The following is a 17,353-nucleotide window of genomic DNA, read 5'->3' as shown; positions in this document are numbered from 1 at the left end:
CTTGAAACTTCTGGCACTTCGGGCATTGTACTCGCGATGTTTGTTTCACTTACTTTGCCACCTCCTATAAAGTCACTTTTTCTCGGATAATTTAAGTCTTTCTAGAAACATCTTATACTCATCTATACCATATTGTTCATCAGCGAATTCATACTTTGCTAAAGCGGACACTTCAATACCAAGATCATCTGCCAATTCTTCTTGCGACATGTTTCGTTTTACTCGGATATTAATAATTTCAAGAGACAACGGATAAATATCGAGCCGTGTCTTCCGTTTTAACTGCGGTGACAACTCAATCAAATAATCAACCACTCTCACTTTATCACCCCTATAAATGTCACTTTTTATTTTACAAACTCATACTCGCCGTCTTTAATGACGATTCCACCACATGTTGGAATAACAACATCTGCACCTTTAAGTTTAAAAGAAGGCCATATCGTTCCAATCAACCTTTTGACCAGGGGGTCGTTTTTAGTCGTCTCAGTCTTAATAATCAAAACTCTTCTCCCCATTGAATTCACCTCCTATAAAAGTTAGTTTTTATAAAGCGCCAACCCTCCGTCAGCGCCCGTCACACCTATTTTAAGCCACGACGACCCATTTCTGTTTTGATAATTTGTAACGCGAAATCATACGCCGCTCCGCGTCCGCTTTCGTAGTGTTCGTCATGCTCGAAAATTGCGGAATTAAACGCAGCTTCCGCTTTCTCCATTTCTTCTTCCAACCGCTTCCGTACTGCCTCAATAACTTCCGCTTCTAATGACATTTTTTAGCCTCCTAAAACTCCTAATTTATGAGATTGCCGTAAAAAAATCGAGCGTAGCAGCTATAAACAAAGCGATTCCTGGTAAACCCGTTAATAATAAAAGTGACCCAGAGAGAACCCGATCCCAAAACCCCGTCCAACTCAAGAAGTCGTCCATCATAATATATGCCAGAAACAAAAACATAGCTGCAAGAAACATAGTCATTACGATTTCAAAATAAACCATTTCAATTCCTCCTCTGTGTGATAAAACGTCAATTTGATTAGATATGTACTTCTTACTTCCTAATTTGATTCTATACTTTTTTAATTAGATATACAACACTTTTCTTTATTTATTTTTAATCATACAAAAGGCCGCCTATTGGCAGCCTGTCTGATCATAGTCCGAAGAAGCTTTTCGTGAACTGTTCGAGCGTATCTCCGCTCTGATCTTTGATGAAATACCCGTACACAGCATCGATAGCTCTGTCATCTAGAGCTTCTTCTTTAGTTTTGCTGGCGCTGCCAAGCGAGATCATCGCTCTCCTGAATCATACGCCGAATTTCGTCTTTCATATACGACTCTTTATCCGCCACCTTCATCGTCATCGCTCCTCTGTATTTTTATGTTTTCAATATACTCGAATCAATCTACTCACACAACCGTCAAATTATTGATAATTGTATCTTTGCCTAATCTCGTCCAGGTGCTATCGGGTAACGCATCGACTCTCCAATAGACCGCTGTGTTTGCTCTTCTTTCTGCTTTCTCGAAGTCTCCTGTGACCTCGCTGTACTGAAACGTCTGACCCTTCTCGTTCTTATAGTGGACGTAGGGCTCGAGCATCATACAGAAAGCGGCCTGAGTGGTTTCTAACAATATGTAATCCTCTACCGACGGGAAGGCCACCGAACGACCGTCTATACGTATCGCGCCGTCACAAGTAGGGAGTTTGATCGTCTCCCCTTTTAATATCCTTGTGCGCCACATAATAGCCTGTATAAACGGACATTCTTTTGACTCGACCTGTTTGCCGTTCTTAAGTGTTACTACTAGCTTCGGCATATGCCACCTCATGTTTCGTAATGGACAACGTGTACTTCTAGACCCTTCTTCTTTGCGAGATTGATCATGTGCATTGTTCCACGGCTCTGTTGATCCCAAAATGCGATCAACATATCTCCGTAGTCAGCCATCTCGCTATTACGTATGTATCCAGCTTGCTTGCCTATGTCCCAATTCGCCGGAAAGCGTTTAACCGAACACCTCATATCTTTAGCAAATCGTTCTCCTAGTACGTCCGCTCCCCTGGCTGCTCCTGACACTATCTCAACCTCAGAACGCTTAAATCGACCTCTTAGGATGCCAGAGATGGATTTTTTAAGCAGCTCGTAGTCGTCAAACTCACGTCCGCCAGCCACAACAACTTTAAATTTCTCCATGATTCCTCCGTTAAAAACTAGATTTTCTCGGACTCTTCTTATTTCTTAAACGGCTCAATGAATTGCCAATAGATGTAGAAAGTCACTAAAAACAAAACTATTAGCGCAAATATTGCTCCTGCCGCCCACATCAAAAAGACAACCACTTTCCACGCGTAGATCGTAACGAGCACCACAATGGTCATCGCAACGCTGACGACAGCGAGACAGGATAATATCATTAAGACAAATTGTCCTACACCTAGCAGCGATATTTTTAGCCGCTCTTTAAACAACTTCATTTTTAACCTCTTTGATTTTTGATTTCATTTTTTCTTCACTGTAAGCCGCATAGCCATCTACAATCGACTTGGCTAAATCGATAATAATTTCTGCCTTTTCCTCAAAAACCTTCTTCGAGAAGCTCCATGAAGAAAAATTACAGAAATGATCGTTTAATAACTCGTCCATTTCTTTTTGCTTGTTCTTATAGATATATGTAGCAAAACTGTCGCTATGCCCGTGATTGATAAACATATTTGTATATCCTAGCGCCTCAAACTCTCTACCATTTGTCGATAGGTCGTAACTATCAATAGCTTGCATAAATCGTGCCATATAAACTCCTAAGTTTTTTACTCGGTTTTTCCGTCGGTTCATTTCTTCTCTAAATTCATCTTTCGAACGATCTGCTTCTGTACGCTCTTGTGCTGGTGGCTCATCTACGACATAGTATTGTTCTTTTTTAGGAAAAACAGAACGACCAACTAAGATTCCGACCGATAAACCAATGATCAATACTGCTAAAATGATATAAATTACTGTTAATTCCATCGTTGTCCCTCCGATAAATTTATCTTTTTATTTACTTAAAACTCAAAGCGCCCATCAAAAAACTCTTCGCATGATCGAGTATGACGTACCGATGTAATGTCGTAACCGCCTACTTCGACAAAAGGATGATAGTTTACTGCCAACTCAGAACCCCCGTTCTGATTAAGTACGCTGAAGTGGCTAATCCGATAAACTCCTTTAGTCTTTACGTGTCGAACAAGTTTTCCGGCGTGTAATTCATCCATTCTGCCTAGCTCGTCCATCAACCCTTGAACACTCATTTTGTCTTCGATAATATACTTTTTCATCTAAATCGCCCCTTAATATTTTTGTTTTTCCGGTATTACGCCCCGTACTCCGCCTCGAGGATCTTTCATGTCTCCTTCAAATCTCGGGATGATATGGACATGACAGTGTGGTACAGTTTGTCCTGCGACTGAACCCACATTGAATCCTACGTTAAACGAACTTGTCCCAAACTCTGTTTCTAATTCTTTTTTGACTAGATCAACCAACTTCCAAATCTTCACCTTTTCTCCTTCGGTTAAATCGAAGTAGGTTTCAGCGTGTCGCACAGGAATGATTAAGCTGTGTCCAGGCGACACCGGATATTGATCTCTGATCACACGAAACAGGTCGTCTTGATATTTGTTCTCTTTGATCTCGCAAAATGGACAGTTCATAACTTGCCCATTAATACGTTATAGCAATACGAAACCAGTTTAACCTGAGCTTCTACATCGTCGAGTGCGTGATGTTCGGTAAGACGATCGTCTTTCAAGCGTTCTTTGATACTTACCTCAGTAACACCCATCTTCTCCGCAGCCAAATGCAAAATCGTCCGAACGTCGCGGTCATTCTTATATTTGATTGGATATTCATATCCACGTCCAATCATCTGCTCTCGCAGGAATCGGTTGTCGAAAATCACGCCATTCCCCCACAGTAACACGTCGTCATATAGTGTTCCTTGAATGTAATCGATCCAGTCTTTGAATTCGAGCAAGATATCGTCTGAAACCTTGCCACCCTTTTTAGCCAGCAGATCTCGCAAAAGCAACGGGTTGGTTTCTAGCCACCATAACAATGTACTTGGATTGATTGTGGCCGATTTAACTTCATCAATGTTTTGAATTACGTTGAAGTTCTCGCGGATCTCACCTGTTTTAATATCGAACTTTGATGCTGCAATCTGAAAGATTAAAGTGTCTGACTCCGTACCTAAAGTTTCGATATCTAGCATTACATGTACTTGTCCTCGTTTTTTCGTTCCCATCTTCATCTTCCTCCTAAAATCATCGTTTTATAATACGTCTTGCGGTGTTTTATACTTAATCACCAGCACACCTCTATCATCGGCAAAATGAGGAAATTCCTCTCGGATACCGTATAATTTTGCCGTTTCTTCATGTATCTTGTACCTCACCTGAGGCATAGAAAGTCCGGTGTACGGAATCATCACAGCTCCACATACAAACTCAACAGGAATACTGTCGTCTTTGTACTCCACAATTCCAGAAAGAACCTTATCGAGATCTTCGTCGCTCAAGTGTTTGTATGTGTCTTTAAACCAACACAATAATGCGGGTGACACATATTTCTTCTTCTTAAACAAATCAGCATGATTTTTAGCAGACTCAGGAACGTCCTCGATATTAATACACTTCTTCAGAATATCCTCAAGCTCAATGTCATCCAGGTATCCAACGTGATTACTTGTCACTTTCTCATCCTTTTCGTAAGGCAAAGTAACCACGGACATCGTCTCTAGCTCAAACCCGACCTTGTACCAGTGTTTGCATTCATCGGTCTCGTAAGCCGCTACCCATGTGTCAGGGTTGTCGATCATTGCTTGCTGCGCGTTAAATGGCTTTTTAAGATACCAGTCTTCAAGAAGAAGTAAAGAGAGAGACGTCGTATCTTCGTGCGCCGTATACTGATTATAAAACCATACGGTTCCGTGTTCTTTGTCAAACTCAAATCTGTTGCCGTGACGATCGTAGATAGGATTTCCATCCAAGAGAGCGTGAATACCCTTGATACCACTAACTTTTTCGTGTTTTCTCAAATCGATCATATGTATTCCTCCTAAAAATTGGTGATGCTACATGTTTATAGTAACACACAACACCACCAAATAATAATACTTTTTTAATTAGATATTAAATTCTTATATGTTTCGGTTTTATCTTTTCAATGTGACACGTTGGGATGTACATATTCACCACTTCTTTGTCGGTTTCAGGATCTAGCTTGTAGAGAACCGTATAGTTTTCGTCTTGCTCCCATTTCGCATAAAGACTATGCCCGCTGTCCTTGAACCACACCTCAAACACCTGCATATCTCTCACGTCCAATCAAATTATTCTTTTATTTGCTTAGCAGTTTAGAATTATCTTTTTTAATCTTTTCTCGCACATCCATCAATATTATTCCGAGTCTATTTTCCCCTTCTCCAGCGCAAACTCCCCAACATTTATCGTTCCATGTGTTTCCTTCGACTAAATAGCTGTCACCAGTATTAAGGAGAAGTCGCTTTAACTTATCGTTTCCTCGAAATTTACGAAGAACTACCTTTCGCATTGCTTCGTCTTTGTAGCTTTCCCAATCGTTTCTGAGCTTGACTCTCCTTCCTAATCTTTTTGCCTCATTGGGCTGAAGGTTGTAAAACTCTTCTGCCCTAGACGGATCTTTCATAGCTTGAAAAGCAGCTTCTCCATTAAGAAATCGCTGGCCTGTTTTGAAATTAATTTTGCTATTGTAAAAGTTGCTCAGGAAGTAAAACTCCTCTGCGAACACCCCAATCACGTCTCCAGATATTCCTTTCCTTCTGGCATACTCTTCGCTCATTCTCTGTGTAAGTAGATTTTTTGAATTCACGTTCATCTTCCTTCCGCTAAAAGTGAGATTTTATTCGTCTAATTGTCCATATTGCCTTCGAGATAATATTTGAAAAACCCGACTTCTATGTAGGGATACATCCGTACTCCGTTCACGATTTTACTGTTTAGAAACATATCGTCTGTCAGTTCGACTTCAAGCTGATCTTCATATTCCCACAGGATTGTTCTGGTATCGTTTTGCAAGAATTTTCATCTCCAATCAAATCGTAATTTTATTCACTTACATACTCTTTATATACGATCATAATGACTTCGCTTTCGTCGTTGGCAGCCATCTTTATATCAATTACGTCCATATGAGAATTCTCTTTAAGCCATCGATTGATTCCGGGCTCAGTATCCACGTAAACTTGCGTGATCTCACTCATCAATCTCCCAACCCCTCAAAACATACTTTTCTCCGGCTTCGTACTGATCATTTAACACAATCGATGTCGCGTACCAAACGGCCTCTTTGTACGTTAACCCTTGTTCGAGAAATTGTTCGGTAAGATCGTCGATACCTTCTTTTAGTTTCGCTTGGGCTTCGTCGTAACCAGGAATAGATCGTAACTTTTCCATTAGGTCTTCGTGAGTCTTTTTGCTCATCAGATTAGCTCCTTATTGTTGAAATTCTATACGGAGAAACGTTTTTGAACACGTCCAAACCTTGTTCGTACTTCTCCTTCTTTCTCTAATCTTTTGTAATCAAGTTTCTCGTGATATTTAATTTGCAAATGATCTTTGGCGAAGTCGTCTAATTCGTAAAGTTCGATAATCTTCGTTTTTGCATCTTCTTTACATTTAGCTAAAACCAACCCACCGCTACCTTCGAAATCAATATGCCACTCATAAATAGTCATCAGATCAACTCCTTTTCACCGTCATATAGTTCGTAATCATCTTCAACTAGATCCAGGTATTCTGAATTGTTTTCGCTGCCGTACTGCTTATGCCAAGCTTCTACCATTTCAGTTCCGTAATACTCGTTAACATTCTCTGCAACAACCGTCTCTTTGTAATAATCTAATCCAAAGTTGCTTCGCGTAACAATCTTCATCTTCATCATCCTTCCATTCAAATCAGAGTTTTATTCCTTTCATTTGAACAACGTAGAACACTATGTTAGCTTCGGATTCCCACCAGCTCTCGAGTATCTTATACCCGAGTTGTGCAATAGCGGATTCAAATCCGTATTTCTGCTCGTCACTACATTTTAATATGACACGTTCCATTCTTCCTCTCATTCTTACAACCGCTCAGGCTTTACGCCCGTCAGTTCTTCAAACCCGTCGTACACGTAATCTTTATACGTCTTATGTAGTCGCCGCGCTGACCATAACACCCATCTCCGCAATTCTTCGTTCTCGTGCTCTAGATCGCAGATTTCACAACTTCGTCGAAGAACGTGGTGCTTACACACACCTCGAGCAACATCTTGTTCAGTTAGTTCGGACATCGTTTTCGCCTCCTAAAATTCATCTTTTATTGGTTACTACTCTCTTCTTCGTCTTTCTTTTGAAGAAATTTGCAATACTCTAAACAGTCTTCTTCTAAGTTAAAGATGGTTCGATATCGATCCAACTTAGCAAAAGAGTCACCATGCTTAAATACTTTGTCGTAAGCATCTGACGACAACTGCTCGTCGAGCACCATTACGTTTCCATTGTCTCGATAAGGTTTATACCACAGGACTGAACGATGGTTGTCTGCTTTGAACTCAGTTCTTACAATTTTTTCTGCAACATACATCTTCGTACTATCTTTACAAGAACATTTCTCTGTCATTTTTCTACCTGACGGCGACTCAAAGTGAATATATCGATAGTCGTCACACTGATCGCATTTGGGCGCGTCGACATATGTTGTTGCTGCTTTAAACATAATGACCTCGCTACCCTTGAGCAATTCTGTTAAGCGTTCTTGACGAACTTTAGCGAGCAAACCCTTACGTTCGTATTCTAACTCTCGCTCTTTTCGAGCGTAATCTTCTTTGATTGCCTCGAAGTTCTTCTTAACCTCTTGCAACTCTTCATTTTCTTTTTTAATTCGATTCATCTCATCAACATGTTCTTGTTTGACTGCCTTTTTCAAACTTTCTTTGAGGTCGTTCACCTGGGCATCGAACTCGCTATAATCGTCATAATAATCTTCTTCAGTAGGCCAATCCATCGTTCATTCCTCCTAGTAAAATGAGATTTTTATTCGCCTACCACTTTGAAATGTGTGTTGAAAAACTCTTCGCTATCTTCTCTTACGACATCTCGGATAATATGACGAGAGTTTTGATCGTTTTTAGCGCAAATAACCCGCCGTGGCTCCTCCCATCCATCTTTGTATGTGTATGGGTATGTGGTGTATTTGCGGCCTTTTGTAAATGTAATTTCATCTACGTTTCTCATTTCGACAGTTTTGATACACTCAATTACTGTGCCTTTTTTCATAAGGTTCTCTCCTCATAAAATAGAATTTTTATTTGCTCAACTGAAGTTCAATATCTGGAATAATCTCTTCTGGTCGGAACAACACTTTGTAATGATAAGCGTCTTCGTACTTGGCGTCTGTCTGTTCGACAAAGTAACTTACGTTATCGCTTAAGCCTAAGAAATGTTTCTTGTATCGATCTTCCTCGGTTTTGCAGGTCACCTCGAGCTGTTTGCCGTCCTCGCTGATCGAGCAGAGTCCTTCGATTGTTAAAAGATACTTGTCTGTAATCCCGTTAAAGAATACGACTCGGCGCTGTACTTCAAACGAGTCTGCTGATTTTGACAGGTTATGAGAAACCACGTCCGCTTCTGTTTCGCATCCAGCGAGAACCGCTGCTAATGATGTTGCTCCAATGATTGCTAGTAATGTTTTTTTCATATGTATCATCCTTTTATTTTTTATTTGTCGTCTGTTTCGCCTTCGGAAAATTTAGGCAGCCAATGGGGTATTCCGTCTTGATCCCACATAGCCGTCCATCCTCGACGCTGATCTCCTTCTGGTGGTACAAGGAACTTTCTGTCGTAAGACTCTTCCCAAACCCAACCATGATCGTTTACTGCGATTTCTGCGTCTAGTGACCTGCTCAAGAAACATCGCTCCTCTCATAAATCCAACATTTTATTCTTCTTTAAAGAGATCTTTATACTGAAATTCGATACTCGATGTTTTGAGTAGGTTAACGAACACAATCGAGTCGTTCTCTTGATCTGGGATTTGAATATACCCCGCTTTATCAGGGTCTTTGTAAGATTCTTTTACGGTATTGATGGCTCCTAAAACGTCCGCCTTGTTTTCGGCTGATGTTTCGATGGTTTGCTTGACCCCGTTGTCGTAAATAACTTCAATAATCAATTTTTTCATTTTTATCTATCTCCTCTTTTGGTACCGACATCGATGTCGGTACCAAATATTAAAAGCAACATTTTATTTGTTATTCTTTCGATTTTTGAAGGCCAACATAACCGGCTCTCCGATCAACCACTTAACCAACAGAAATGCCTGATACGTCATGTAAATCCCGATTGCTGCGAATATCAGAATACCTGGAAGGTTCTGGTGGATTAGAGATAATCCCCAAGCAACCAACGTAATTGCTCCTACCGTAATCCCACCTACCGCTACTAGGACGACAGTAACCAAGATTACTTGTCCTAGAATTTGCAATCGCTCTATAAACAGATTCATTTTTCACCTCAAATTGAATGTTTTTATAATTAGACTCTATCGTCTGATTTGAAATATTTAGATTTTAGAGTCTAATTTAATCCTATCAAATGTCGTTTTTATCTGGCGGCCGGTACGTCTTCGATTGGAATACAACTGTCTAATGTAGAACGCGTTGGAATGTTGGGGTTATCTTCGTTTACAATTACTTTTCCTGTGTAACCGTGATAAGCCGTAGCCGGTGCCATGCTGATCGCGTCAAACCCTACTTGAATCCAGTTATCTTGACCGTTCTCAAAAGCCCCAACCCATTCATCCGGTTTGTCGCGCATCGCTTGGCGGACATCGAAGGGTTTCGGGATATACCAGTCACCTGAAAGAATTACATTCACAGGGTAATATAATGAGACTATCTCGCTGTTTCCGTTCACAACTTGACTATGTTTAAAGTTTAAGCGAAGTTCGGTTCCTTTGTTCGTGAAAATTTCGAGTCCTTCAACCAGCCGTCGTAGCGCCTCGCGCCCGTCAATCTTTTCAAACTTACTAAGATCCATCATTTTCTCCTCCTTAAAACCCGCCTGAAAATTTAATCTCATTCGGCTTCATCTCTTCCCAAGTTTTTAAGAGCGCTTCTTCAATGACATCTTTTGGTACAATCTCCAAGACCTTTTCATTAAGATATGTTGCTCTTTCGGCGCTATCTAGTTGCCGATATCTCCAATCGTTAGTGATTTGATCTCCTACATCTAGAGATTTCCGCTTCCCTTTTGGGGTGATTTTGATCCACATAATCATCAAACCGACGGCAGACTGCCCGATTCCAAAATGATATTTCGCTCCGTCTGTATGCTTAATTTCTACATTAGAAACCATTTAATCTCCTCGTTTCCCTGTCTTTTAAAACTATCCTTTTATTAGATGTTGATACACAACCCATGATTTACGTCGTGATCAACGATTTGTCGACGTACCACCCATCCTGTACCGTCCAGATGGGAGATATAACCGTCATTCAACCCGAGGGCGTACATCACTTTGTCTGCATATCCGAAATATGTACCGGAAGCCACGCACAACTCGAAATCGAAGCTCTGTCCCTTTGGATTGACGCCTGTATAGCGACGATATGGCTTTTGACCCCAAGCCCCCGGTCTGCTCAGACGCTCCTCACGTTTTGCTTCGATCTTCCATTCCAAGCCTAAGAAGACCGCTTTACCTTTTTCGATCTCATATTTCTGATTCATGTATTTCGCACTATCTTCGATGATCATCCACGCCCCGCGATGCAGCTTGCTTTTAGGATCGATCGAGACGTCACTGAGCATCACCGAATCTTTCGCCACACAATACTGGCTCTCCCACCCATATCTATCTTGCGTCGGCTTGACAGCCACATTATATGAGTCCTTGTCAACATTCGTCACAATTCCGACGCCATAATCCGTTTCTACGACGTCTCCCATACGAAGGTCTTTGCGAGATTGCTGCTTTTTGTTGAATTTCTTTAGCGTAGGATATGTACTTGAAAGAATGTTTGTCTTAAACGCTGTGATCATCTCAATCTACCCCTTTTAATTAAAATACTTTTTTATTTAGATTTAAGCTTCAACACGCTCCATTACCGCCCAATGTTTCTTAGACCCTTTTCCTTCTCGCATGATCTTGGTTCCGTTGTAGTTATATGTATCCATGTGCATCGACACGACCTCAGCGCCCATGTCAACGAGTTTATATCCTCGCTCTTTCATCTCCATCACACGTCGCGTAAACTTGTACTGCGACTCGAATCCTGAGATTCTGATCCGTCCCATATTAACGTAACACCCGACGGATTTGGTTCTTGCTGAAGTGAGCCTTGCTGCCATCTTTGGCGTAAAGCGTGTAATAGCCATTGTTGAGGTCTTTGGCCTTGTACTTCATTCCAAAGTAAAACCCTTTCGCTTCGTCGTCCGCTTCCACAGACGTCAATACGACAGTCAATTCCTTCTTGTCTTCTAGCTGACCAATCGAATCTATGTATGCGTCCATCAGCTCTTCAATCTCTTCCGTATACTCCGACAAGTCAATCATATTGCCTTCGTAGTAAGAGTCCAACATCTTGCGAAGCTTCTCGACTCGTCTCATTCCTGGTTTAGCTAGAGCTGTATCGATATGTACGTTTACGTCTGGATTTGTTGAAATCATTTCGAAACAACCTCCTTGAACGCGTTTGCGTTGTCCATATGGTGACGACCCTTGTAGCGATTGTAAAAGCTGTCGGCCTTGTTCTCCGGAAGATCTTCGACATTGTGGATTGATTTATTTTTCACATTAGACACCTTAAGATAGCGTAGCGTGTAAGTCGAATCTTCGATTGCTTTAGCTTGCCGACCAAAAATCTTCTCAACATGTGGGAGTGCTGTTTTCAAAGGGTTTTCAAGAGGTCTCAAATGGTTAGAGATACGTCTTAGTAAGTCGCGTCTGTTCTTGATTTCTCGTCGCTTCACAGATGCTTTATGTAGTGCTGTAGACACCTGACTTCTGCCCGGCGCATTGAGCGGTTCGAACTCTAAGATATGTAACAAGTCTTCTCTAATTAAATCTACAGCGCTCATCTTTTTGTTAACGGCTTCTTCTTCATTTTTTACGTAGTCATACAGTCTTTTGATTTCATCGGCATAATCAAAAGCTCCTACTGTCAGCTTGTTAAGCTCTTCGTCTAAGTTCTCAATCTTCATCTTCTTCCATCCTTTCGATTTAAAAAAGTGCCATCCTTGTTGGGAATTAACTCCCTAATCCAAGAATAGCACTTCGCAATACATAACACAATACTTTTTTAATTAGATATTTAACTTTTTCAGTTCGACCCCTGCTTGACGGAAAAGTTCGAAACTATCGCTCTTATCATATGTATTCAGATACACGACCCGCTTGATCCCCGACGCGATCATCGCAAGCGCGCACGACCGACATGGACTCAGCGTCACGTAGGCCGTCGCCCCGTCACAACTTTCATGCGACTTCGCTACCTTTGCCAAAGCGTTGATTTCTGCGTGAATCTCGTTCTCTTTTGACCATTTGTGGTGCGCCAGTTGATCATCGCAGCGATATAAGTCATCCGTCATCGTGACCTTCGTATGCCAAACACCGTCCACTTTTGAGAAGATTTCGTTGCAGTTCGTAGCGCCTGGGATCGTCCCGTTCACACCGATCGAGATCGGCTTATCGTCTTTGACTAGCACACATGCCACTCGATGAGAAGCGCATTTCGAATGTGTATCAGCCATATCGATAGCAAAGTTCATCCATGTCTTGTCCCACTTCAATACCTTGTCGTCACTCATACCTTAACCACCTTTTCGGCTAGAATCTGGTTCGTGTAGACTTTTTCACGCTTCTGGAAGTTGTACCACGAATTAATGGACGGGATACCGAGCACTGAAATCGTGTCACCCTTCTTGATTGAGCGAATCGGGTCGTCATCTTTTACATAAAACTTCATCACCTTGATGTCATCGACCATGAACGCGAGATGATCTCCCGTCTTGCCGATCGTCTCAGCTTTGTCGACGTACCCTGTATACTTCACCGTCACCGAGTCGAATCCAGCACCCGTGATCCGGTTGATCTCCTCAATGTCCGTCAGTTCTGCCGAGACAAGTGTTTCCACCTCGACGTCATACGCCTCTCTGACCTCGAATTCGATCTCGTTCGTCTCGATATAATCACGTAAATCATCAACCAGTTCGCTATTCATTCGGAACCCGGCAGCGCTCGCATGGCCTAACACATAGTCGAATAGTCCGCTGTCAGCCAAGTATGACCGTAAATCGAAGTCTCCTGGCGCTCTGAGTGACCCACCAAGCTTCCCTTCGATATGACTAGGGTTGAGGATCATGGCCGGCTTGCTGTATTCTGAGGCTAATTTCTGAGCCACGAGACCGTTCATCGAACTGTTTCCGTTGTTGTTCTCGAGATAACCGACCACGACATTGCTGTTGACGATGATCGATGTCGATTCGACGAACGCCTGAACCTCTGCTCGACGCGCCTCTTTACGGTCATTCAGTTCTTTCGCAATCTTTTTCGCCTCGTACTCGTCTTCCGTCGTAAAGAGCTCATACACCAAGTCCTGATCGTTAAATCGCAAGGCCGAGTTGACCGTCGGGATGACGTTGAAAGCAAAATCGCTCGTCTTGAGCTGTTCGGTGAACTGATTCTTCAGTTTCACGAGCGCTTCAAGCCCAATGTTTGTAATATTATTCAATCCTTTGTATATTAATGCACGATTACTCTTCTTTTTGACTGAAACGACGTCGGCCACCATGCCAAGCGCGACCATATCGATGATCTCGTCCGCAAAGTATGTCTCCTGCATATCGTCGAGCACCTGAGCGACATGGTACACGATGGTCGCTGCGCTCACACGTTTGTTGGTGTAGCCGCATTTCCGTTGCATCGGGTTGACGATGGTCGCGAACTCGTTATTGTTCTCAATCTCATGGTGGTCAAGGATGATGACATCCATCCAATCGGCCAGCTCCTCACACTCAAACTCGTCGTTAGAAGACGAATCCACGATGATTAAGAGCTCTGAGAAGTCAAAAGCGGACTCCATTTGGTGTTTTACACCGTGTCCGAGCGACCGATCGTGTGTTAAAATCCTGATTTTATTAGGCGGATGACCGTGACGGATGAGGATTTTTCGCATCGAAACCGCGCTCGTCACCCCGTCCGGGTCGATATCGGCAGAAATCCCGATGTTTTCGCCCTTCTTGATTGCATCCAAGATGCGTTTACATACCTTTTTGATGTTTAAAAGAGAATAAGGGTCGAGGATATCGCTCTCGTCATAGACGAAGAACGACTCATCGACACCCCGTTTCTCCAAAATCTTTTTAGCCAGTTCAGTTTTCAACCGACACCGCTCCCCATAATTGATCTTCTGTTTGCTCGAGACTGCCCATTTCAGCATATGCTTTCGCCATCTCGTCTTCTGTATATGTATGTACTTCTTCATTCTCATCTAAGTTTTGCTTAAACTTCTCAGCTAACTCAAACCTTACACCGTCGTTGATCGCGTCCATCAGCTTCACTTTTCTTGTCGCCTCGTCGAATCGTCGATGATGCTCTTCTAAATTGCAGTCCACCCGATAGTAAAAGTCGAACGTCGCCCCGTATTCTTCGATCAACGCTAGTGCGTATGCCTGTTCTTGTTTGCTGAGTTTCATAGTATTAAGCTCCTTTGGATGTGATTGATTTTCGATACGTCTTCCGTTCTTTTAATAGTGTCCGTAAGACGTCCCACCCTTTGTCCATCGGAGAGGTCTTGTCTTCCGGCTTGCCAAGCAACCCATTGTCGTCCATTACATAACTGATCTTCCGCATTCCTAGCTGTGCTGCGATTCCCCTGACATACTCTTCGTCCTTGTCCTTGTCCATCGCAACGATGAACTCGGTATCAAGTGGTAGTTTCTGAAGCTTCTTGACCTGTGCGTCTGTTACCGAATCCCCTTCGATCGACACCGTATACTTAATCCCCGAAGACCAAGCCGACATACAAGATTTCGCACCCTCGAAGATGATGACCCGTCTCTTCTCCTCGATGAACGGCAACGCCCGATGAAGGTTAAACCATTCGATCGACTTGTTACAGGCGTGAAGGTAGAGATATTTGAACTGCTTATCCTCTTCTCGCTCGTAGTGGACGAGACGGCCTTTCACACCGATCAAATCTCCCTGCTCGTTATGAACCGGGAAGATGATGCGTCTGCTCTCGAGATCGAAGCCGACATCGAACTCGACTTGCGTCTTGTACGAGATTCCCTCGTCGATCCACCATTTGTTCGGTTTCATCACATATTGGTTCATGATGTGCAACGGTAGCTTGTCGTTTTCGTGGATTTTGCGGCTCGAGCCAAGTTGTTTGAGCCAGTCGTTCTTGACGCGCTTATCCGACATCTCGATACCGTCGACGATACCGAATCGTTCTGAGAGCCATCTGATTGCGCTAGACAAGCCTTCCGAACTGCCATCCCAATCGTCGAACCGTAAGGCGGCCACCAGTTGAAAGATGTCGCCTTTAAGGTTTCGGTTTCGGACGTTCGCATACAACCCGACGACGTTTCGTATTTGCACCGCTCGCCGGTTCTTTGAGCCGAACCGTTCAGGGAGCCTAGCTACGAATAGCTGTCCTCCCTGTTCTGGTCGGATGTGTTCGCATTCCAGTCCTTCTAACACGTTCTCGATCAACTCGTTGTCGAATATGTATTGTTTTACCGAACGATAGTCCATGTCATCACCTCGTCAGCGACGATAGCCGTCTGCGTTTTTAGGAACGTGTGTATAACCGCACTCCCAAAACGAGTTGGCATCAAAGTTTGAGCGAAGCACGATCACTTCTTGCCCACCGTCATTCGTTGCTCCGAAACGGTTCTTTGTGACGAACAGAAGTTTGTAGTGGTGACTCTTGTCGAGTTTAAACTCTTTCTTATAGAAACCGCCGTTGATTTCGTCCTTCTTCCATTTCCAGCAAGTGAGCTCTGTCTTGCCACCCTCTAGCTCGTCATCGAACGTGTTACGGAACATCATCACGACCGCCGCTTCATCTTTGGCTGCCTTACCTTCACCGATGCAGTCGTTATCCATGTAGCGACGACCTTTCGTATGTTCGGCCACCTGGAAGTTCAGCATGACACGTAGGTTGAGACCACCGGCATCCTTGCGAGCGATCTTGTAGTATTGTTTCGTGTCTTCGACGAACTGTGCATAACGTTGCTCGCCTGTCTTCTCGTCGCTCACCTTGTGCGTGTCGATCAGGAAGTTGATACACCCACGAGCCGCATAATGCTTGATGAGCGTCTTCACGTCTTCGACGATATAGTTTTGAAGATAGACGATCTGAATCAATGACTCGTCTCCGTCCACCAACGCTCTCAATTCGTCCGTCGCAGCACGAATGATCTGACGTTCTTCTTCTGTCAGACCGCCTCGTGTCAGCTTCTTCGTGTCGAATTTCGTCTCTTTCAACTTCTTGAAGATGATGTGTTTGTAGATCTTGTCTCGCCACGACTTACCCGCCTCTTCGTTTGCCAAGATGACGAGCTGTTCTTTTTTGTCAACACAACCGAGCACCAGTTTCTCGACCGAAATCGATGTCTTTCCGGTGTTTCCGTATCCCCCGAACATATACACGTTTCCTCTCGCCCATCCACCGACCGCTTTGTTCGTGAGGTCTGAGTTATAGAACGGCAACATTCCCTCTGCCTGTTTCTCGATCTCTTCGATATACACCTCGGCGTCGACGATCAACTTCTCTGATTCATAGATGTTCTCTGAGGCCATCATCGTCAACTTGTTCAGTTTGTCTTGCCAGTAGAGCGTGACTTGGTTGGCTTTCATCTTGTACGGGTCGTACTTGCCGTCCTTCTCGAACACCTTACTTCCGAGAATCTTTGACGTCTCTTTCATCGTGTGGTTCCAACGGATACCCGTCTTATAATCATCGAAGTTCTCGAGCTCGACATCGACAGAGTTGAAGATCTGTTGGATCGGTGCGAATCCGCCGTACTCGTCGAAGTCTGATGACGCGCCGTATTCTTTCACTTTCTTTAAGACCATGACGTCATCAAACTTGCGGACGCCGTCGTTGAAGATCTGTCTCGCTAGACTGAAATAGAAGCGCCATGAAGGATGTAGAAACATCTCTTCGTTCAGTTCTGCTGCCGTAAAGGTCGAGAAGTGATCCGGGTGACGGTATAATGACGCCACCAGGTATGCCTCTTCGATCTCCGCTTTTTCTTTGATCCGTTTCTTGTGATCCATTCAAGTA

32 protein-coding genes are annotated in these 17,353 nt (G+C 43.2%); all 32 read right to left on the bottom strand.

From position 1 onward, the window contains the following. Window positions 1–72: 72 nt before the first annotated feature. Entirely contained in the window at window positions 73–321 is a 249-nt protein-coding gene (locus EVJ32_RS04900; RefSeq protein ID WP_131457112.1) for a helix-turn-helix domain-containing protein, read from the bottom strand. A 26-nt stretch (window positions 322–347) separates the two neighbouring features. Further along, window positions 348–518 carry a response regulator gene (locus EVJ32_RS04895; RefSeq protein ID WP_131457110.1) on the bottom strand — a complete coding sequence of 57 codons (171 nt, stop codon included), beginning with the start codon at window positions 516–518 and terminating at the stop codon, window positions 348–350. Window positions 519–583: 65 nt separating this feature from the next. Then, window positions 584–772 (bottom strand): hypothetical protein, encoded by a 189-nt coding sequence (locus tag EVJ32_RS04890; RefSeq protein ID WP_131457108.1) that lies wholly within the window; start codon window positions 770–772, stop codon window positions 584–586. Window positions 773–797: 25 nt separating this feature from the next. Beyond that, a complete protein-coding gene (locus EVJ32_RS04885; RefSeq protein WP_131457106.1) occupies window positions 798–998 on the bottom strand; it encodes a hypothetical protein in 201 nt (66 codons plus the stop codon). 411 nt (window positions 999–1,409) lie between these two features. Beyond that, entirely contained in the window at window positions 1,410–1,820 is a 411-nt protein-coding gene (locus EVJ32_RS04880; RefSeq protein ID WP_131457104.1) for a hypothetical protein, read from the bottom strand. An 8-nt stretch (window positions 1,821–1,828) separates the two neighbouring features. Next, window positions 1,829–2,197, bottom strand: a complete 369-nt coding sequence (locus tag EVJ32_RS04875) for a DUF2493 domain-containing protein (protein WP_131457102.1) — start codon at window positions 2,195–2,197, stop codon at window positions 1,829–1,831. 38 nt (window positions 2,198–2,235) lie between these two features. Further along, window positions 2,236–2,478 carry a hypothetical protein gene (locus EVJ32_RS04870; RefSeq protein WP_131457100.1) on the bottom strand — a complete coding sequence of 81 codons (243 nt, stop codon included), beginning with the start codon at window positions 2,476–2,478 and terminating at the stop codon, window positions 2,236–2,238. Then, window positions 2,465–3,010, bottom strand: coding sequence for a hypothetical protein (locus EVJ32_RS04865; RefSeq protein ID WP_131457098.1), 546 nt, complete (start codon window positions 3,008–3,010; stop codon window positions 2,465–2,467). The genes EVJ32_RS04870 and EVJ32_RS04865 overlap by 14 nt, the downstream gene beginning before the upstream one ends. Window positions 3,011–3,045: 35 nt before the next feature. Then, window positions 3,046–3,318 (bottom strand): hypothetical protein, encoded by a 273-nt coding sequence (locus tag EVJ32_RS04860; RefSeq protein ID WP_131457096.1) that lies wholly within the window; start codon window positions 3,316–3,318, stop codon window positions 3,046–3,048. Between the two features lie 12 nt (window positions 3,319–3,330). Continuing rightward, window positions 3,331–3,693 (bottom strand): HIT family protein, encoded by a 363-nt coding sequence (locus tag EVJ32_RS04855; RefSeq protein ID WP_131457094.1) that lies wholly within the window; start codon window positions 3,691–3,693, stop codon window positions 3,331–3,333. Beyond that, on the bottom strand, window positions 3,690–4,286 hold the full coding sequence (locus EVJ32_RS04850; protein WP_161568775.1) for a 3'-5' exonuclease: 597 nt from the start codon (window positions 4,284–4,286) through the stop codon (window positions 3,690–3,692). The genes EVJ32_RS04855 and EVJ32_RS04850 overlap by 4 nt, the downstream gene beginning before the upstream one ends. Before the next feature lie 27 nt (window positions 4,287–4,313). Then, complete coding sequence (locus EVJ32_RS04845) at window positions 4,314–5,087, bottom strand: hypothetical protein (RefSeq protein ID WP_131457091.1); 774 nt, start codon at window positions 5,085–5,087, stop codon at window positions 4,314–4,316. A 293-nt stretch (window positions 5,088–5,380) separates the two neighbouring features. Next, window positions 5,381–5,890 (bottom strand): riboflavin biosynthesis intermediates N-glycosidase, encoded by a 510-nt coding sequence (locus EVJ32_RS04840; RefSeq protein ID WP_236639480.1) that lies wholly within the window; start codon window positions 5,888–5,890, stop codon window positions 5,381–5,383. Between the two features lie 383 nt (window positions 5,891–6,273). Then, complete coding sequence (locus EVJ32_RS04835; protein WP_131457089.1) at window positions 6,274–6,501, bottom strand: hypothetical protein; 228 nt, start codon at window positions 6,499–6,501, stop codon at window positions 6,274–6,276. A gap of 26 nt (window positions 6,502–6,527) precedes the next feature. After that, complete coding sequence (locus tag EVJ32_RS04830) at window positions 6,528–6,755, bottom strand: hypothetical protein (RefSeq protein WP_131457087.1); 228 nt, start codon at window positions 6,753–6,755, stop codon at window positions 6,528–6,530. Beyond that, window positions 6,755–6,952 carry a hypothetical protein gene (locus EVJ32_RS04825; protein ID WP_131457085.1) on the bottom strand — a complete coding sequence of 66 codons (198 nt, stop codon included), beginning with the start codon at window positions 6,950–6,952 and terminating at the stop codon, window positions 6,755–6,757. The genes EVJ32_RS04830 and EVJ32_RS04825 overlap by 1 nt, the downstream gene beginning before the upstream one ends. A 189-nt stretch (window positions 6,953–7,141) precedes the next feature. Then, window positions 7,142–7,351, bottom strand: a complete 210-nt coding sequence (locus EVJ32_RS04820; RefSeq protein ID WP_131457083.1) for a hypothetical protein — start codon at window positions 7,349–7,351, stop codon at window positions 7,142–7,144. A gap of 26 nt (window positions 7,352–7,377) precedes the next feature. Continuing rightward, window positions 7,378–8,064, bottom strand: a complete 687-nt coding sequence (locus tag EVJ32_RS04815; RefSeq protein ID WP_131457081.1) for a hypothetical protein — start codon at window positions 8,062–8,064, stop codon at window positions 7,378–7,380. Between the two features lie 29 nt (window positions 8,065–8,093). Beyond that, window positions 8,094–8,336, bottom strand: a complete 243-nt coding sequence (locus EVJ32_RS04810; RefSeq protein ID WP_131457079.1) for a hypothetical protein — start codon at window positions 8,334–8,336, stop codon at window positions 8,094–8,096. A gap of 28 nt (window positions 8,337–8,364) precedes the next feature. Beyond that, window positions 8,365–8,757, bottom strand: coding sequence for a beta-sandwich lipoprotein (locus EVJ32_RS04805; protein WP_131457077.1), 393 nt, complete (start codon window positions 8,755–8,757; stop codon window positions 8,365–8,367). Window positions 8,758–8,997: 240 nt separating this feature from the next. Next, window positions 8,998–9,240: a hypothetical protein gene (locus tag EVJ32_RS04800; protein WP_131457075.1), complete on the bottom strand. Its 243-nt coding sequence runs from the start codon at window positions 9,238–9,240 to the stop codon at window positions 8,998–9,000. A 422-nt stretch (window positions 9,241–9,662) separates the two neighbouring features. Then, complete coding sequence (locus tag EVJ32_RS04795) at window positions 9,663–10,097, bottom strand: hypothetical protein (RefSeq protein WP_131457073.1); 435 nt, start codon at window positions 10,095–10,097, stop codon at window positions 9,663–9,665. Between the two features lie 13 nt (window positions 10,098–10,110). Further along, on the bottom strand, window positions 10,111–10,416 hold the full coding sequence (locus tag EVJ32_RS04790) for a hypothetical protein (protein WP_131457071.1): 306 nt from the start codon (window positions 10,414–10,416) through the stop codon (window positions 10,111–10,113). 41 nt (window positions 10,417–10,457) lie between these two features. Beyond that, entirely contained in the window at window positions 10,458–11,099 is a 642-nt protein-coding gene (locus EVJ32_RS04785) for a hypothetical protein (protein WP_131457069.1), read from the bottom strand. Between the two features lie 42 nt (window positions 11,100–11,141). Further along, window positions 11,142–11,354, bottom strand: coding sequence for a hypothetical protein (locus EVJ32_RS04780; RefSeq protein WP_131457067.1), 213 nt, complete (start codon window positions 11,352–11,354; stop codon window positions 11,142–11,144). Window position 11,355: 1 nt separating this feature from the next. Continuing rightward, on the bottom strand, window positions 11,356–11,727 hold the full coding sequence (locus EVJ32_RS04775; RefSeq protein ID WP_131457065.1) for a hypothetical protein: 372 nt from the start codon (window positions 11,725–11,727) through the stop codon (window positions 11,356–11,358). Further along, the gene (locus EVJ32_RS04770; protein ID WP_131457063.1) at window positions 11,724–12,260 is read right to left on the bottom strand and encodes a hypothetical protein; all 537 of its coding nucleotides are present in this window, start codon (window positions 12,258–12,260) and stop codon (window positions 11,724–11,726) included. Before EVJ32_RS04770 ends, EVJ32_RS04775 begins: the two co-directional genes overlap by 4 nt. 102 nt (window positions 12,261–12,362) lie before the next feature. Then, the gene (locus EVJ32_RS04765) at window positions 12,363–12,866 is read right to left on the bottom strand and encodes a deoxycytidylate deaminase (protein WP_131457061.1); all 504 of its coding nucleotides are present in this window, start codon (window positions 12,864–12,866) and stop codon (window positions 12,363–12,365) included. After that, entirely contained in the window at window positions 12,863–14,497 is a 1,635-nt protein-coding gene (locus EVJ32_RS04760; RefSeq protein ID WP_161568774.1) for a DHH family phosphoesterase, read from the bottom strand. The genes EVJ32_RS04765 and EVJ32_RS04760 overlap by 4 nt, the downstream gene beginning before the upstream one ends. Then, on the bottom strand, window positions 14,430–14,753 hold the full coding sequence (locus EVJ32_RS04755) for a hypothetical protein (protein WP_131457057.1): 324 nt from the start codon (window positions 14,751–14,753) through the stop codon (window positions 14,430–14,432). Before EVJ32_RS04755 ends, EVJ32_RS04760 begins: the two co-directional genes overlap by 68 nt. Before the next feature lie 4 nt (window positions 14,754–14,757). Continuing rightward, entirely contained in the window at window positions 14,758–15,816 is a 1,059-nt protein-coding gene (locus EVJ32_RS04750) for a toprim domain-containing protein (protein ID WP_131457055.1), read from the bottom strand. Window positions 15,817–15,828: 12 nt separating this feature from the next. After that, window positions 15,829–17,346, bottom strand: coding sequence for a hypothetical protein (locus tag EVJ32_RS04745; RefSeq protein ID WP_131457053.1), 1,518 nt, complete (start codon window positions 17,344–17,346; stop codon window positions 15,829–15,831). Window positions 17,347–17,353: the final 7 nt, after the last annotated feature.

The organism is Exiguobacterium sp. SH5S4 (assembly GCF_004337045.1).
GTDB classification, from domain to species: Bacteria; Bacillota; Bacilli; order Exiguobacteriales; family Exiguobacteriaceae; genus Exiguobacterium; species Exiguobacterium aurantiacum_A.
The sequence above is the reverse complement of the archived record's forward strand: the minus strand, read 5'-3'. Positions and strand labels throughout refer to the sequence as shown.

Bases quoted from the DNA above. Each gene is read 5' to 3' on its own strand.
- EVJ32_RS04855 (WP_131457094.1), bottom strand. From the start codon at position 3,693: ATGAACTGTCCATTTTGCGAGATCAAAGAGAACAAATATCAAGACGAC.
- EVJ32_RS04860 (WP_131457096.1), bottom strand. From the start codon at position 3,318: ATGAAAAAGTATATTATCGAAGACAAAATGAGTGTTCAAGGGTTGATG.
- EVJ32_RS04765 (WP_131457061.1), bottom strand. From the start codon at position 12,866: ATGAGTGACGACAAGGTATTGAAGTGGGACAAGACATGGATGAACTTT.
- EVJ32_RS04785 (WP_131457069.1), bottom strand. From the start codon at position 11,099: ATGATCACAGCGTTTAAGACAAACATTCTTTCAAGTACATATCCTACG.
- EVJ32_RS04875 (WP_131457102.1), bottom strand. From the start codon at position 2,197: ATGGAGAAATTTAAAGTTGTTGTGGCTGGCGGACGTGAGTTTGACGAC.
- EVJ32_RS04770 (WP_131457063.1), bottom strand. From the start codon at position 12,260: ATGAAGATTGAGAACTTAGACGAAGAGCTTAACAAGCTGACAGTAGGA.
- EVJ32_RS04810 (WP_131457079.1), bottom strand. From the start codon at position 8,336: ATGAAAAAAGGCACAGTAATTGAGTGTATCAAAACTGTCGAAATGAGA.
- EVJ32_RS04750 (WP_131457055.1), bottom strand. From the start codon at position 15,816: ATGGACTATCGTTCGGTAAAACAATACATATTCGACAACGAGTTGATC.
- EVJ32_RS04805 (WP_131457077.1), bottom strand. From the start codon at position 8,757: ATGAAAAAAACATTACTAGCAATCATTGGAGCAACATCATTAGCAGCG.
- EVJ32_RS04775 (WP_131457065.1), bottom strand. From the start codon at position 11,727: ATGATTTCAACAAATCCAGACGTAAACGTACATATCGATACAGCTCTA.
- EVJ32_RS04800 (WP_131457075.1), bottom strand. From the start codon at position 9,240: ATGAAAAAATTGATTATTGAAGTTATTTACGACAACGGGGTCAAGCAA.
- EVJ32_RS04885 (WP_131457106.1), bottom strand. From the start codon at position 998: ATGGTTTATTTTGAAATCGTAATGACTATGTTTCTTGCAGCTATGTTT.
- EVJ32_RS04850 (WP_161568775.1), bottom strand. From the start codon at position 4,286: ATGGGAACGAAAAAACGAGGACAAGTACATGTAATGCTAGATATCGAA.
- EVJ32_RS04890 (WP_131457108.1), bottom strand. From the start codon at position 772: ATGTCATTAGAAGCGGAAGTTATTGAGGCAGTACGGAAGCGGTTGGAA.
- EVJ32_RS04760 (WP_161568774.1), bottom strand. From the start codon at position 14,497: ATGCTGAAATGGGCAGTCTCGAGCAAACAGAAGATCAATTATGGGGAG.
- EVJ32_RS04815 (WP_131457081.1), bottom strand. From the start codon at position 8,064: ATGGATTGGCCTACTGAAGAAGATTATTATGACGATTATAGCGAGTTC.
- EVJ32_RS04835 (WP_131457089.1), bottom strand. From the start codon at position 6,501: ATGAGCAAAAAGACTCACGAAGACCTAATGGAAAAGTTACGATCTATT.
- EVJ32_RS04865 (WP_131457098.1), bottom strand. From the start codon at position 3,010: ATGGAATTAACAGTAATTTATATCATTTTAGCAGTATTGATCATTGGT.
- EVJ32_RS04755 (WP_131457057.1), bottom strand. From the start codon at position 14,753: ATGAAACTCAGCAAACAAGAACAGGCATACGCACTAGCGTTGATCGAA.
- EVJ32_RS04820 (WP_131457083.1), bottom strand. From the start codon at position 7,351: ATGTCCGAACTAACTGAACAAGATGTTGCTCGAGGTGTGTGTAAGCAC.
- EVJ32_RS04795 (WP_131457073.1), bottom strand. From the start codon at position 10,097: ATGGATCTTAGTAAGTTTGAAAAGATTGACGGGCGCGAGGCGCTACGA.
- EVJ32_RS04845 (WP_131457091.1), bottom strand. From the start codon at position 5,087: ATGATCGATTTGAGAAAACACGAAAAAGTTAGTGGTATCAAGGGTATT.
- EVJ32_RS04825 (WP_131457085.1), bottom strand. From the start codon at position 6,952: ATGAAGATTGTTACGCGAAGCAACTTTGGATTAGATTATTACAAAGAG.
- EVJ32_RS04745 (WP_131457053.1), bottom strand. From the start codon at position 17,346: ATGGATCACAAGAAACGGATCAAAGAAAAAGCGGAGATCGAAGAGGCA.
- EVJ32_RS04830 (WP_131457087.1), bottom strand. From the start codon at position 6,755: ATGACTATTTATGAGTGGCATATTGATTTCGAAGGTAGCGGTGGGTTG.
- EVJ32_RS04880 (WP_131457104.1), bottom strand. From the start codon at position 1,820: ATGCCGAAGCTAGTAGTAACACTTAAGAACGGCAAACAGGTCGAGTCA.
- EVJ32_RS04870 (WP_131457100.1), bottom strand. From the start codon at position 2,478: ATGAAGTTGTTTAAAGAGCGGCTAAAAATATCGCTGCTAGGTGTAGGA.
- EVJ32_RS04780 (WP_131457067.1), bottom strand. From the start codon at position 11,354: ATGGGACGGATCAGAATCTCAGGATTCGAGTCGCAGTACAAGTTTACG.
- EVJ32_RS04790 (WP_131457071.1), bottom strand. From the start codon at position 10,416: ATGGTTTCTAATGTAGAAATTAAGCATACAGACGGAGCGAAATATCAT.
- EVJ32_RS04895 (WP_131457110.1), bottom strand. From the start codon at position 518: ATGGGGAGAAGAGTTTTGATTATTAAGACTGAGACGACTAAAAACGAC.